The sequence below is a fragment of the Paraburkholderia rhizosphaerae genome, assembly GCF_004366595.1.
GTDB lineage: Bacteria > Pseudomonadota > Gammaproteobacteria > Burkholderiales > Burkholderiaceae > Paraburkholderia > Paraburkholderia rhizosphaerae.
In genome coordinates this window covers 123,242-136,209 of the sequence record NZ_SORE01000018.1, presented here as the reverse complement: position 1 = coordinate 136,209, position 12,968 = coordinate 123,242, and the positions used below count along the sequence as shown (strand labels likewise).

General features: G+C 59.2%; 14 protein-coding genes and 1 pseudogene. 9 read left to right on the top strand and 6 right to left on the bottom strand.

Translation table 11 applies throughout. The features are described 5' to 3' along the window. Positions 1-300 precede the first annotated feature (300 nt). Complete coding sequence (locus BX592_RS22585; RefSeq protein ID WP_134194678.1) at positions 301-690, bottom strand: hypothetical protein; 390 nt, start codon at positions 688-690, stop codon at positions 301-303. Between the two features lie 10 nt (positions 691-700). Continuing rightward, on the bottom strand, positions 701-2,020 hold the full coding sequence (locus BX592_RS22580; protein ID WP_134194676.1) for a hypothetical protein: 1,320 nt from the start codon (positions 2,018-2,020) through the stop codon (positions 701-703). Positions 2,021-2,546: 526 nt separating this feature from the next. Between BX592_RS22580 and BX592_RS22575 the strand changes: the two genes are divergently transcribed. Beyond that, on the top strand, positions 2,547-3,359 hold the full coding sequence (locus BX592_RS22575; protein WP_134194674.1) for a DUF3800 domain-containing protein: 813 nt from the start codon (positions 2,547-2,549) through the stop codon (positions 3,357-3,359). A gap of 498 nt (positions 3,360-3,857) precedes the next feature. Here BX592_RS22575 and BX592_RS35260 read toward each other — a convergent pair whose 3' ends face one another. Together BX592_RS35260 and BX592_RS22565 are read right to left on the bottom strand one after the other, a co-directional pair. Next, positions 3,858-4,097: an IS3 family transposase gene (locus tag BX592_RS35260; protein WP_377681501.1), complete on the bottom strand. Its 240-nt coding sequence runs from the start codon at positions 4,095-4,097 to the stop codon at positions 3,858-3,860. 146 nt (positions 4,098-4,243) lie between these two features. After that, a complete protein-coding gene (locus BX592_RS22565; RefSeq protein WP_166676429.1) occupies positions 4,244-4,639 on the bottom strand; it encodes a transposase in 396 nt (131 codons plus the stop codon). 354 nt (positions 4,640-4,993) lie between these two features. Here BX592_RS22565 and BX592_RS22560 point away from each other — a divergent pair, with 354 nt between their 5' ends. The 6 genes and pseudogenes from BX592_RS22560 to BX592_RS34555 form a co-directional block, all read left to right on the top strand. Continuing rightward, entirely contained in the window at positions 4,994-5,785 is a 792-nt protein-coding gene (locus BX592_RS22560; protein ID WP_134194668.1) for a glycosyltransferase family protein, read from the top strand. A 55-nt stretch (positions 5,786-5,840) separates the two neighbouring features. Continuing rightward, positions 5,841-6,983: an NAD(P)/FAD-dependent oxidoreductase gene (locus tag BX592_RS22555; protein ID WP_134194666.1), complete on the top strand. Its 1,143-nt coding sequence runs from the start codon at positions 5,841-5,843 to the stop codon at positions 6,981-6,983. Between the two features lie 110 nt (positions 6,984-7,093). Next, the gene (locus BX592_RS22550) at positions 7,094-7,819 is read left to right on the top strand and encodes a hypothetical protein (protein ID WP_134194664.1); all 726 of its coding nucleotides are present in this window, start codon (positions 7,094-7,096) and stop codon (positions 7,817-7,819) included. A gap of 32 nt (positions 7,820-7,851) precedes the next feature. Next, a complete protein-coding gene (locus tag BX592_RS22545) occupies positions 7,852-8,931 on the top strand; it encodes a lactonase family protein (RefSeq protein ID WP_134194662.1) in 1,080 nt (359 codons plus the stop codon). 49 nt (positions 8,932-8,980) lie between these two features. Continuing rightward, positions 8,981-10,222: an MFS transporter gene (locus tag BX592_RS22540; RefSeq protein WP_134194660.1), complete on the top strand. Its 1,242-nt coding sequence runs from the start codon at positions 8,981-8,983 to the stop codon at positions 10,220-10,222. A 65-nt stretch (positions 10,223-10,287) separates the two neighbouring features. Beyond that, positions 10,288-10,454 (top strand): annotated as a pseudogene (locus BX592_RS34555) (transposase domain-containing protein); the annotation flags it as partial. Positions 10,455-10,493: 39 nt separating this feature from the next. Here the strand turns inward: BX592_RS34555 and BX592_RS22530 are convergent. Continuing rightward, positions 10,494-11,141 (bottom strand): cation efflux transmembrane domain-containing protein, encoded by a 648-nt coding sequence (locus BX592_RS22530; protein ID WP_279589203.1) that lies wholly within the window; start codon positions 11,139-11,141, stop codon positions 10,494-10,496. A 64-nt stretch (positions 11,142-11,205) separates the two neighbouring features. On the opposite strand from BX592_RS22530, the gene BX592_RS22525 reads away from it, so the two are divergent. Continuing rightward, on the top strand, positions 11,206-11,613 hold the full coding sequence (locus BX592_RS22525; protein WP_134194656.1) for a MerR family transcriptional regulator: 408 nt from the start codon (positions 11,206-11,208) through the stop codon (positions 11,611-11,613). Between the two features lie 126 nt (positions 11,614-11,739). Here the strand turns inward: BX592_RS22525 and BX592_RS22520 are convergent, their stop codons facing one another. Further along, a complete protein-coding gene (locus tag BX592_RS22520) occupies positions 11,740-11,988 on the bottom strand; it encodes a hypothetical protein (protein ID WP_134194654.1) in 249 nt (82 codons plus the stop codon). A gap of 278 nt (positions 11,989-12,266) precedes the next feature. Here BX592_RS22520 and BX592_RS22515 point away from each other — a divergent pair, with 278 nt between their 5' ends. Continuing rightward, complete coding sequence (locus BX592_RS22515) at positions 12,267-12,947, top strand: alpha/beta hydrolase family protein (protein WP_134194652.1); 681 nt, start codon at positions 12,267-12,269, stop codon at positions 12,945-12,947. Positions 12,948-12,968: the final 21 nt, after the last annotated feature.

Here is a 12,968-nt window from a genome sequence, read left to right as displayed (position 1 = left end):
GCCTGAAGCAGACACCGCTTGTCTGACTCGCGATGGCCGACTACTGCCCGATATGGCCGGCAAAAGTCGGACCCTTCTCGGTCGTCCGTCACTGCACGGATATCTGCCGCGTCTTGGACTCATAGCGGCCGTTGGTCTATACGGCAGCGCATGTTTGTGATCAAAGGCATCTTTGCCAAGGACACACCACGCATCCGCTCCATGGAGTACCGGCTGACCGTCGAAGCGATGTCGTTGGCGCTCATGCGCCGGCGACAGAAGTTAGATCGCGAAGCGTGGAAGTCGTCGTCTATCCCGGCTTCACTGTTTCATCCTTAGGTTGCCCGGCGCAAGGTTGTCTGGATTGAATTTATCGCTGGCGGGCGACACCACAATGCCATCTATTGGACCGGATGGAATCAATGTGCCGATGGGGTTCTGCGGCACGTTGATATTGGGAATCAAGCTGCAGAGGTCATCCTTATCGCGCGCGTCCGGTGTGAGTTGGCAGCAACGCGTGCCTGTATGGGCAGGATCGTCGCAGTACAACCCAGTCGACGCTGGCCCCGCACCGGCAACAGGTGCGCTGGCTGGGGTATCGGTAGGCGCACGGGTGGGTGTATTTTGCGCCGCGGTCCGGCTAAAGCAGATTAGCAACAACGCGCCAACCAAGTATGGGCCCTGAGGGCAAAACGGATGGTTGGGGTTCATATCGGCTCCCTTAGTCCTTCGACCGCATCGTGACGGCGCGATATCCGATAGCTACCGGACGCTCAAAAATTTGGATGAGAGTTACGCCCTGAGCATCGATTCGACCAACGGTGAAGCTCGCACCTGGTACCGGCGAGTTTCCAAACTGCTGGTTAGTCGCTTGGATCTGCTTCAAAACGGCGTCCAATGCCGATTTGATATCTGTCAGCTTACCGACTGTCTGATCAGGAGCCGATGCCCCAGCGACGGCGACAGCGGACGCACTCTTTGCTGCGATGTCGTCCAATAACGACTTCTGATTGTCGAGTGCCTTCTGAAGGTTGACGTAGAGATCGCTTTGGGCACCCTCCGCAGTCGAAGCTTCGTAGGTGTACTCGATCGACCTGGCAACGTACAGTCTATTGATCATCGAGACGGCCATGGGAACTGTCGAATCGACGGTTCCGATTGCCTTCATCTGCTCTCGTAGAAAGCCGGTCGAACAGGCGACCTGTCCAATATCCGTCTTGCAATAGTTCGCCAACGCTCTCGCGGCCTGCATAACCGGGATGCCGTACGTCTCGGCCGCGGTGATCTTCACGTTGATTGAACCTTCGGCGTTGCGGGATGCGCCGAACAACGCGTGGAAGAAGCGCAGTGGAACGCTTCCGCCGAGCGACTCGACGTCAGCGTGAGCGAGAGTAAAGCCGGGAAAAGCGACTAGAGGCAAACGCTCCATCGTCCCCACTTCGGTGAAAATGCTGACCGGTTTGACGGCTTTCTTCTGATCTGCGGCCTGCTGGTCCTTTGTACCTTGTGGGTTCGCCCGTACTTGCGCTCCACCATCTGCAGGTGATCGCGCCGGGTGTTTCGGCTCTTGCGCTTTGTTGTTGCCCCTGGCCGGAGGGGGCACGGCGTCCGAGCCGCCTTTTCCTTCGTCTGCTTTCGGATCAGAGCTCGCCTGCGCAGATGGTTGATACGCTTCGCCTGCTGCCAACTGTCGCCAAATCTTGCCTGTGCTTGGCTCATCCGAGGTAGACGGCATTACTGGCACGTGGTCGTAGTAGGCTCGTAGCGCAGCTGTCTGGGAAACGTAATCGAGCTTGACCGACCTGAAAAGATTCCCGTCGCCACGTTTTGCTTCATCAAGGCGGTATGCATAAATGTCACCAATGTGAACATCTTCACTGGGAGGGTAGATTGGGAAAATGTTGTACGTAGCCATACTCCCGGCCCAGTCACGCGATACCCAGTCGGTAGGTTGCGAGTCGACCGATCCGCATCCCTGGAGCATACTGAGAAAAACGACCAACACGAACGCCGACACCGGGGTGTGTCTTTTCCCATGCATTTATGCCTCCATGATGGCCGCCGTGTCGATGCAAGAGATCGTATCGTCTACTCTCTTGTCTCTGACAAGAGACTCTTCGCTACGTCTAGCGGATTCGTTAGACGCGCTTGGAAGGCAATGCGACTTTCTCGGATCGCATTGTTAAATCAAAATAGGTCATTCCACGCTAATAGCAAAATTGAACTGTGTGCGTCGTTTGAATCGACACTCTCATGCAATCTGCTAGCCGCCGAATTGGCTCACTCGCTAGGATAGCCTCATCCGGACTGCATATGGTGTTAACTGAAAGCTACTTTAGATAACGCTCATGGCCCGCCGTCGGCACGGCGACAGTGTTTGCAATCAACCCGTGCAACGCAACGAAAGCTTCGTAAATCTTGGCGACGACTTCCATTCCTGTAGCTTGCGCAACCCACCAGGAACGGTTCCACGTATCGCTCGCTGATCTACACTCTCTCTCATCCATTCGATAGTGCAACAGACAGCAGAACACTAGGGTGTTCACACTTGCGAAGTTGGAGGCGATATGTATTTGCTCTATTGCGACGAGACAAACTTCCAGAAGATCTCTGGAGATTTTTTCGTGTACGGAGGAATTGCCATCAATGGTGTACGGGCGGAGGGCTTGTCCAGCGAACTGGCAAAGATCAGAAAGCGATTCTGCGTGCCACCTAATTTTCTTGTGAAGTTCAATCCTGGCCCCCAGGGTATGTCACATGAAGATTTTATCAAGTTCAAACAGGCCATTATCGCGACTGCAGTGAAATTCGAAGTCAAACTGCTGGTCAATCTGCTACTCCACGACATCGCTACCAGTTCAGACGACGCAAGACGAAACGGCATCAATACATTGTGCTATCACTTCGACTGTTTCCTGCATCGACCCAAAGTCGCCGGACTCGTACTTATCGACCGTTTCGTCGATAAGCAGCTTGACGAACATTTACGGGAAAAGCTGGCAATCGGCCTGACTGGCAAGCTTCCGTATAGCAACACAATGGCAATCAAATACATCGTGGGCTATCACATAGCTGCGATTGGTCAGTCGCATTTCTGTAGCTTAGTCGACGTCATACTCGGATCGTTAAGGTTTGCAATTAACGCGTTTACCCAAGGGACGAAAGAACATAAAGCGTCGGCCGCAGCCATCCTTCAGCAGTTGTCGCCATTGTTCTTTCGGGAAGCCAGCTTATCCGGAGACGCCAATCAGGTACACTCAATTAGTCTTTGGTTCAGTCCGAAGGAAATCAAGTCGAAAAAGTATCGTGAGCGTTACGTCGTGCTGCGTGACTACCTACGTGACAATGGCATTGAAGCGCGACAGACAATTGCATATTGACCGCCACGATCGCTAGCCGCTTGATCGCGGTAGCGTTGGGCGAACTGGAGTGCATTGCGCGGTCTTGTGCGACGCCTCACATAAGAAGGGCGCTGAACGCGATACTTGGAAGCAACCGGTTCGATAGACGGCAACGGCTGATTTGCTTCACCATCCTCCTCGGACGAGGGAGCAACGTTCGCGTTCGGCAACGACCAAACGGCGAGCTTACCGAGTGGAACCGACCTCCGAATGTCGGCGCGCAGGCTCGGGCGAATGGCCCTTCATGGCCCGCCTGCGGTCGGAAGGGGCGTCAGAAGTGGCGACCGCGCCGCGCTCACAGAATCCGAAAGTCCCGGATTAATCGGTCGAGGAGGCGGCTCTCTAGCGGGGTGCGCATATATCGTGGTGCGCCGTGAACGCTGATCAGCTGGCTTAACACCTTGATGACCCGGGCAGACCGGATCGAGCCCGCAACATCGATTGCCAAACATTCGCGCGCGTGCTCGTCAACGACGATCAGACAGATAGCTCAACATCGCATTGCGCATCTCTGGTGCAAATGGCCGCGGGCGCGAGCCGGCGACACGAAATTACTGACACCCCCCGACGTCTGCGCCGCTTGCGATGCACCTGCAGCCCCGCCTGCGCCCACAACCGGCCGCAGCGTTCCTTGCCTACGACAATGCCTTCGCGGGCAAGCATGATGCGAATCCTGCGCGAGCCAAATCGCGGATCGTCCCCCGAGAGCTGCCGCATCGTCTGGATTACCCCAGCATCCTTGCTAAGCATCCTGTTCACGTAACCGACATTGGCGCGGCTGACCCGAACCAGCGCACACGCACGCCGCTCGCTCAACCCGCGCGAAATCGCATAGCGGGCCTGCTCGCGGCGTACTTGTGCGCTCACCACTTTTTGCCGAGAATCTCCTTCATCACCTCAAGTTCGAGATCCCGTTCAGCGACGAGTTTCTTCAGCCGGTTGTTCTCGGCTTCCAGCGCCTGCAGACGCTTCACGTCGTCGCTGACGATCTCCCCGAAACGCTTGCGCCATGCGTAGATCGACGCATCGCTCACGCCGTGGCGCTTCGCCACCTCGGCTATCGGCGCACTGTCCGCCTCCCGCAAAATCCGCACAATCTGCTCATCGCTGTATCGACTCTCCTGAGACGCCCCCAGCATCCTCTCTACATACCGTGCAAAATCCACAGCCGTATCGCGAACCTCAAGACCGATCCCCGGAACCTTGATGCGCGCAGCACCGCTCGAGGCGCTGATTTCCCCCTGCTGATCAACGATCAATCTCTTCTGCGCGGCGAGAATTAGCGCCGAATAACGAACGCCGCGACTGCATATCGAACATCTGACGATATCTGATCGACCCAAGCCCCCACATCGTTTCCCGCATCTTTCCGGCGCGCGGCCAGGCGCCTGGACGGCTGCTCCAGCTTCCGCTAGCTGCTCGCTAGCGCGGCGTCCAACGCCGCTCCCAGCCATCATTTCAGGCTAATTCTCCGCTGCCATTATTCCTTCCATCGACAAGCGACGCCGTATCCCGTCAAGGGGCTTCGCAGATTCCGTTACCGGCAGGCGACCGCGCACAAGCTGAAATCCTGCTTATTGTCCGACCATGACTTCGAAATGGAGACTCAGAAAATGTACGATTCGACCGTTACCTCACTGAACCCCCGTGACCATGCATCGCGCGGGCGGCCACACGGCGACTTCCGGACTGGCGACTTCGCAAGAAACCTGCACGCCAATACCATCGCGTCCGCTGTCATTACGATCAACACCGAGACCGAGGTCGAGCGGCTGACACTGGTCGGTCTCGAAGCCAGCTTGCGCGGCAGATTCATCAACTACGAAATCATCGTAGTCGATAACGTCGGTACAGCGTTGAGTTCGGCAAGCCGCTCCCGGCTGCTCGCGCAGCATCGCAATGTGCGGTGGATCTCGCTGCAGAAGAAGCAGAGCTCCGAAAAAGCCGTGTCGGTCGGGTTAAGCGTATCGATCGGCGATTTCGTGATGCTGCTTCCGCATGCTCACCTCGACAGAACCGACGAATTCGCCGAAATGGCGACGACGCTCGCGAAAAGAAGCAAGCGTGCATTCCATTTGAAGCTGAAGGACAACAGTCGTGCTTTTGCGGTACCGGTCAGCGTGTTTCCGCGCAGCGCGGTCAACACGATCACCCGTGCCGCCAGTCACGGATGCAACGTCACGAAGGCGATCCGCGAATTGGGCCTGTCCCGGTACACGCTGGCCAACGGCCAGTTGCTGGAGGCCGACGAAAGCCGGACTGCACCGATCGAAGTGGCCGCTTCGTGGCTGAAGGACCTCGTCGCGCGCGCGCGGTCGCGGCCGTCGACCTGCGAATTCGACGAGCAGGACTCGATCAACTTCCGGAACCCGGGAATCGTCGAACTCAGCGTCAACGCGCATTGACCGGCACGCGCTTCCTTCCCCCGGGACCACCATCGGTTATTCAAGCGAGTTCATCATGTCAACCACACGTTATGACGTAGTTGTGATCGGCGCGGGTTTCTTTGGTGCAAACATCGCCGCGTTCCTTGCCAGACAGAACCAGCGTGTTCTTCTTCTGGAAAAGGAACCTCAGATTCTCGGCCGCGCATCGTTCTTCAATCAGGCGCGGGTTCACAACGGCTATCACTATCCGCGCAGCCTTGCGACCGCGTGGTCGTCTCACCAGAACTACGACCGGTTCATGAGCGACTATGGCGATTGCGTGTATTCGGGTTTCGAGCATATCTACGCGATCCCTCGCGACAAATCGCTCACGAGCTCATACCAGTTCGCGAAGCTTTGCGACTTCATCGGCCTTCCGTATCACGATGTCGATCGCGAAACATTCAAGCTGTTCGACCCGACCCGGATCGAGCGAGCGTTCGTCGTCGAGGAGGCCGCGATCGATAACGCGAAGTTGCGCGCGAGGATGCTGTCCGATCTCGAGGCTCTGCCGGATCTGACATTGCTTTGCAACGCGGATCTCGATGCGATGGACATCTCGGATGGGGAAGTGACGCTTTCGATCAACGGCGGCGCTCAACGCTTTGTCACCCGCCGCGTGTTCAACGTCACGTATTCGGGAATCAACCGGATACTGCGAATGATTGGCCAGCAGCCGCTCGCCATCAAGAACGAACTCGCCGAAATATGCATGGTTCGTATGCCCGAACCGCTGAGAAAGTTCGGGTTCACGGTGATGGATGGGAATTTCTTCTCGTGCATGCCGGCGCCCGCGCACGGTTGCCACTCTCTGAGCCATGTGCGCTATACGCCGCACGCGTCATGGAACGCCGCGCAAGCCGGCTGGGACGTTGGATCGAAGACCAGCGCCGCCGCAATGGAGAGCCGGTTCTCGTATATGAAGAACGATAGTGCGCTCTATGTACCGGGGCTCGCGGGCGTCGAATACCTTTACAGCACGTTCGAGGTCAAGGCTGTTCCGATCAAGAACGAATTCGACGACGCCCGTCCGATCCTGTTCACGGTTCACGAGCAAAGTCCGCAAATCGTCTCCGTGTTGGGTTCGAAGCTCGACTGCATCTACGAGGTCGACGCGTGCCTGACGAATCTCGACGTGAACCACGACGCGAACAGCGATAGCGTCTGCGTTTCCTGAAGGATTCCGCGGTTCTCGCGATGCGGCTCGATGCGCATACGGGAGCCAGGTGGCGACGCGAACATCGGCACGTTCGCACTCGCTCATCGACAAACAGTATTGGAGGTTCTATGAAAGACCAATTTGCAGTGGCGACCTTCTGCCACGAACACAAGGGCAATCGCGATCTTATGCTGCAGTCGTTGGCGTGGCTCGCGACCAACGGCTATAAGGTGGTCGTCGCGGACGGCGGCTCGACTCCGCAGTTCCTGCGCGAAATCGAGTCGATGGGACACCGGTTGCTGCGTACGTCCGACGGTTTGCGCAGCCAGAAGGAGATGTCCCTGCTTGGCGCGAGCGAGGCCGCGGACCATGTCTTCTACTGCGAGGTCGACAAGTACGAGTTCTTCACGACGCGGCTCGAAGAAACGCTGCGGCGTTATCGCGAGCTGCCGTTCGACTACGCAGTCATTGCGAGAGAGCAGAGCGAATTCGAAAGCTTTCCGATGGTCCAGCGGGAGATCGAGGCGGCCGAAAGCAACATCATCGGCTACGAGTTGGGACTCGCGGGCGACTATGTGTACGGACCCGCGATCATTCCGTCGTCGCACGTCCGCACGCTGCGCGACAGCATGTTTTATGGCCAGACGTGCAATGGATGGGGCGTGACGTGGTACCTGCTGGCCCGCGCGTTGACCGACGGTCTGACGATCGGCACGATCGCGACAGGTTGCGTTGTCCAGCGGCAAGACCGTGGCGAATTCAATCCGGGCCATCGGTTGTACCAGGCAAACCATATTCTGGGCTGCTTTTACGAGGGACTGGGCAAGCCGTACGACTGGATCAAGGAAAAATGAGCCGGATGCGATCTGGCATCAGGGGACATCATATGAAACCCGTTTACTCAGTCTTCGTTTCGAACGCAGCGGATGGCGACATTGGCGCGTATCGCTTCGACACGGAAAACGGCACGCTCGAACCCGAAGCGCGCTATGTTGCCGGCGACGGTGTGGCACCGCTCGCTCTATCGCGTGATAGCGGAACACTGTACGCGGCGACGCGAGGCGATCGCCCGAGCATCGTCACCTATGCGCTCGATACGCATAGCGGCGCGCTCAAGCAGCGTGGTGTTGCGCATATCGATTCGAAGCTGGTGCATCTTTGCGTGGACGCGTCCGGCCACTATCTGCTCGGCGCGTCGTACCACGAGAATCGCGCCACGCTATACGACGCGGCTTCTGTCGCCGAAGGCGACGCCCGCGCGCTGCAAACCGCCGACGGCATCGAGCACGCTCACGCAGCCGTGTTCACCGGCGACGGGCGTTTCGCGTACGTGTCGTCGCTCGGCGGAGACGCCGTGTTTTGCTTCGCGATGCACAACGGCCGGATGGAGCGGACCGGCGTCGCGAAAGTCGACGCAAACTTCGGGCCGCGGCATCTGCAATTCTCGCCCAACGAAGACACGCTCTATGTCGTCAGCGAATTCCGCGCGACAGTCGCCGCGTTTGCTCGCAATGCCGAATCCGGCGCGCTCATCGGGCCGCGTATGTCCGCGCCTGCGCACGCGCTTGCGCATCTGAAGCACGGGTGCGTGCGCTCGGGTTTCGCGCCCGGCAGGCCTGCCGATATCGACGACCTCGCATCGCGTGTCTGGGGCGCGGACATTCAGATCACACCGGATGGGAGGTTCGTGTACGTCAGCGAGCGAACCTCGAGCCAGTTGATTGCGTACCGCGTGCGGAGCGATCGCGCGCTTGCCTACGTGGGCGCCACGCCGACCGAATCCGAGCCGCGCGGCTTCGCAATCGACCCGTCCGGGTGCTTCCTCGTTGTCTGCGGCGGCAAGTCGGCTCATGTCAGTGCTTATGCGGTAGCCACCGAAACCGGTTCGCTTCACCTGATTTCGCGCACGGAATGCGGAAAAGGGGCCAACTGGGTGCAGATGGTTGAGCGACCTCGCGGTCGCTGAACCGCTGAACGAGCGCTCCTGTCAACGCGGTTCTTTTTGAGTTTCCATCATGAACAAGCACTGGCGCACCACCTATCTGCCTTTACTCATTCTGACCTTCGCGGCGTTTGGGATCGGCACCAGCGAGTTTGTCATCGTCGGCCTGTCGCCTGAAATTGCGAAGAGCCTCTCCGTTTCCGTTTCGGCAGCGGGCTTTCTTGTTACCGCATACGCGCTGGGCGTGACCGTGGGCTCGCCGCTTGTCGTGATCGCGGCGTCGCGCATGAAGCGCAAGCAGGCGTTGATCGGTCTCATCGGGATATTCATTGTCGGCAACCTCGCCTGTGCGCTGGCGCCCGGATATGAAATGCTGGTTGTTGCGCGCGTCATTACCGCGTTGTGTCACGGTGCGTTCTTCGGAATCGGCTCGGTCGTGGCGGCCGAACTCGTCGAACCGAAGCGGCGCGCGCGGGCGATCGCGATGATGTTTTCAGGTATCACGCTCGCCAACGTAGCGGGCGTTCCGCTGGGCACCGCGCTCGGGCAGTTCGCCGGCTGGCGCGCGACGTTCTGGGCCGTCACCGCAATCGGCATTCTTGCGGCGCTAGGGCTCGCGCTCTTTCTGCCGTCCCGGCTCGACCAGCAGCAAACGAGTTTTACCCGTGAGTTCGCCGCACTGAAAAACCGCAGCTTGCTGCTCGCACTGGGTGTGAGCGTACTGGCGGCGGCGAGCTTCTTCTCGGTTCTAACTTACATCGCGCCGATCCTCCAGAGCGAGGCGGGATTGTCGACGCATGGCGTGACGCTTGGCCTGCTGCTGCTCGGCGTCGCATTCACGGTGGGCAGCGTGCTGGGTGGAAAGCTCGCGGACTGGCGGCTGGTGCCCTCCGTGAACGTGCTGTTTCTTCTGGTCGCGGTCGTTCAAACCGTATTTGCGCTGACGATGCATTCGGCTGTTGCATCGATGTGTGCGGCATTCGTGTGGGGAGTCGTCGCGTTTGCCAAGTTTCCCGCTTTGCAGACGCTGGTTGTCAATCGCGGCAGCGAAGCGCCGAATCTCGCATCCACGCTGAATCTGAGCGCCTTCAATCTTGGCAACGCGACCGGCGCATGGCTTGGCGGCGCCGCGTTGGCCGCGGGTAAGCCGCTGACGTTTCTGCCCGTGATCGCAGCCGTGATCGCGCTATGCGGCTTCGCGCTGATGTTGGCGTCAGGCGCGGCTGAGGGCCGTCGTCAATTGGCTCGCGTCGGTCGCGTCGAATCGGGGGCGGTCCGGACGGAAGCTGCCGATGGGGAGCCCTGCAATACATGAGCGGACAGTGACCCAAGCTGGTCTGCTACATCGGAAACGGAAACTGCGTCGGACGCAAGGGCTGACTATTTGACGACACGGTTGCGGGTGCGCAGGCTAGCGCCAATCTCTACTCGCTAGTTGAGTCCGCCAAGGCAAACATACTGATCCTTACCGCTACCTTCTCTGGCTGTTCCAGCGGCTACCGCATGCGATGTCCGTCGACGAATACGCGGCACTCGTTCCCTGGAACTCGCCAGATACATGTCGAGCAGCGCAATGCCGATGCAAATTACAGCTCTGCAGGAACGCCTCGACCGATGGCGTGATCGCGCAGTTCTGCATTGGACTGACGAAGGATGTGCGTAGCGGACGTCAAGGCGAGCAGCGACATGATCGCCGCAACGACCAGATCTGGCCATGCAGAGCCGGTCCCGAACACGCCGAATGCGGCAAGCAGGACAGCAACGTTCCCGAGTACGTCGTTACGGGTGCAGAGCCACACGCTGCGCATGTTGCTGTCTCCGTCCCTGAAGCGAAACAGCAGTGCCGCTACGGTGCCGTTTGCAAGAAGGGCGCATGTTCCAACAACCCCCATAGTCGGCGCGCTCGGCACTCGGCCGCTGAAGAGATGCCACGCTGCGAGGCCTAGCACCCAAATGCCGAACGCCAGCATGGACAGGGCCTTGAGTCGGGACGCGTTTGCACGCGCGGACAGGCCCAGTCCCAATACAAAGAGGCTGATGCCGTAGTTGGCCGCGTCGCCCAGAAAGTCGAGCGAATCCGCCAGTAGCGACGCCGATCCGCCGCGCAGTCCGGTCGACACTTCGACGGCGAACATGACGAAGTTGATAGCGAGCGCGATCCAAAGCAATCTGCGATACCCGGCGCGTGGCGGCGTGGATTGAGCATCACAATGGTTACAGCAGTGTCCTGGCACGGAGGTCACCCGACGAGTCTCGAAAAGAGTATCGTGAACCCTGTAGCCACTACAGGGTCAAGCGATGACTGACACATACTCCATCGGCGACCTGGGCCAGCGCTCGGGCGTCAATGTCGAAACGATCCGCTACTACGAGAAAGTCGACCTGTTACCTGCAATCAGCCGGGCAAGCAACGGCTACCGGCGATACGACGACACCTCACTGGAGCGTCTGGCATTCATTCGCCGCGGCAGGGAACTGGGATTTACCATCGACGAGATCCGCGAATTGATCGAACTGGCGCATCACCCTGAGCGTCCTTGCGCGGACGCCGACCGTATGACTCGTGTTCACCTCGACGACATCGAGGGCAAGATCCGCGACCTTCAGCGTATGCGGCGTGCGCTGCGGCAGGTGGCTGATTGCAGCAGTCGCACCGCCGAGCACTGCGAGCTTCTCAGGGCACTTGCCCTTCCGAAAGGGCGCTGAAAATCAGAGGGGCGTGGTTGAATGACTGCTTATGAAAAATCAGTTGAACGGTAGCGCACACTGCGTCGACTTTCTCTACGTCACTGGCACAAGAACCTGACTGAGTCGCGAGTTCGCTATGGGGCGCTACTGCGTGAATACGCTTGCCGTATCGTCCACAAAAAGGGGAATGTCACGGAGTGCGCACCACGCTTTCAGTTGCACGTGAATCGAGTTCCAGTACGGTCGTGCCCATTCGGGTGCAGCGGCTTGCCACACCGCTTCGGTTGGTAGATAGATGGAGGGAACACCCATGGGCATTTCGAGAATCAATTCGCCAAGTGAACTTGAACAAACAAGCTCTTCTTTCCATCGCGGCTGGAAGGTGAAATTCATATGTCGTTCAACGCCTGGTGTCCACTGGTGGCACTGGATTGTCGGCGATCTGGACCTGCACGTCGATTGACCGCTTGTGGCTGGCTGGTGTCTGAGGCTCAACACACGGGGAGTTAGGGACACAGATTGTCAACGTTTTGGCTGTCCGCGTCGACTGACTGTTCATGGCCGAACCCAGAACACCTGTGCATGCCTTGCCGGAGGCCGCCACAAACACACCCCGATGCCTCACTGATGCAGAATCGGCGCTAAGGCCGCAACGACACGACCTGAATACGATGGACGAACCAGAATCGCTTTCCATAGCACTGCCCGACGGCACCAAGGTCTCTGCGCTCCTCCGGGTGCCGGAGGGCGCACGAGCCCTGTATGTCTTCGCGCACGGTGCCGGGGCGGGCATGCAGCACGCCGGCATGTCGTCGTTGGCCGACGCGCTTGCGGCGGCCAACGTCGCCACATTGCGCTACCAGTTTCCGTACATGGAGCGGGGCTCCAGGCGGGTGGACTCGCCGGCCGTGGCACATGCTGCCGTGCAGGCAGCCGTCGCGGAGGCCCGCCGGCGGCTGCCAGCCCTGCCGCTCTTCGCCGGCGGCAGATCGTACGGCGGCCGCATGACGTCCCAAGCCCAAGCCATCTCCCCACTCGACGGCGTGCGTGGCCTCGCTTTCGTCGCGTTCCCGTTGCACCCGGCGGGCGCGCCCGGCGTGGAGCGGGCACGGCACCTGGCGGACGTCACGGTGCCACTTCTCTTTCTGCAGGGCACGCGCGACAAGCTGGCAGAGCTTCACCTGCTGAGGTCGGTCGTCGAGACGCTGGGGCCACGCGCCGCGCTGCATCTGGTGGACGACGCAGATCATTCGTTACACGTGCGCGCGTCCTCCGGCCGGACGGACGCGGAGGTCGTGCTCGAACTGGCACGGACGATGGCGGCGTGGTTCTTCGCCGAAGGCTTGCGGTGATTCACCTCCGGAAATCGCGAC

Bases quoted from the DNA above. Each gene is read 5' to 3' on its own strand.
- BX592_RS35260 (WP_377681501.1), bottom strand. From the start codon at position 4,097: ATGCGGCAGCTCTCGGGGGACGATCCGCGATTTGGCTCGCGCAGGATT.
- BX592_RS22540 (WP_134194660.1), top strand. From the start codon at position 8,981: ATGAACAAGCACTGGCGCACCACCTATCTGCCTTTACTCATTCTGACC.
- BX592_RS22585 (WP_134194678.1), bottom strand. From the start codon at position 690: ATGAACCCCAACCATCCGTTTTGCCCTCAGGGCCCATACTTGGTTGGC.
- BX592_RS22560 (WP_134194668.1), top strand. From the start codon at position 4,994: ATGTACGATTCGACCGTTACCTCACTGAACCCCCGTGACCATGCATCG.
- BX592_RS22545 (WP_134194662.1), top strand. From the start codon at position 7,852: ATGAAACCCGTTTACTCAGTCTTCGTTTCGAACGCAGCGGATGGCGAC.
- BX592_RS22550 (WP_134194664.1), top strand. From the start codon at position 7,094: ATGAAAGACCAATTTGCAGTGGCGACCTTCTGCCACGAACACAAGGGC.
- BX592_RS22555 (WP_134194666.1), top strand. From the start codon at position 5,841: ATGTCAACCACACGTTATGACGTAGTTGTGATCGGCGCGGGTTTCTTT.
- BX592_RS22525 (WP_134194656.1), top strand. From the start codon at position 11,206: ATGACTGACACATACTCCATCGGCGACCTGGGCCAGCGCTCGGGCGTC.
- BX592_RS22580 (WP_134194676.1), bottom strand. From the start codon at position 2,020: ATGCATGGGAAAAGACACACCCCGGTGTCGGCGTTCGTGTTGGTCGTT.
- BX592_RS22575 (WP_134194674.1), top strand. From the start codon at position 2,547: ATGTATTTGCTCTATTGCGACGAGACAAACTTCCAGAAGATCTCTGGA.
- BX592_RS22520 (WP_134194654.1), bottom strand. From the start codon at position 11,988: ATGAATTTCACCTTCCAGCCGCGATGGAAAGAAGAGCTTGTTTGTTCA.
- BX592_RS22515 (WP_134194652.1), top strand. From the start codon at position 12,267: ATGGACGAACCAGAATCGCTTTCCATAGCACTGCCCGACGGCACCAAG.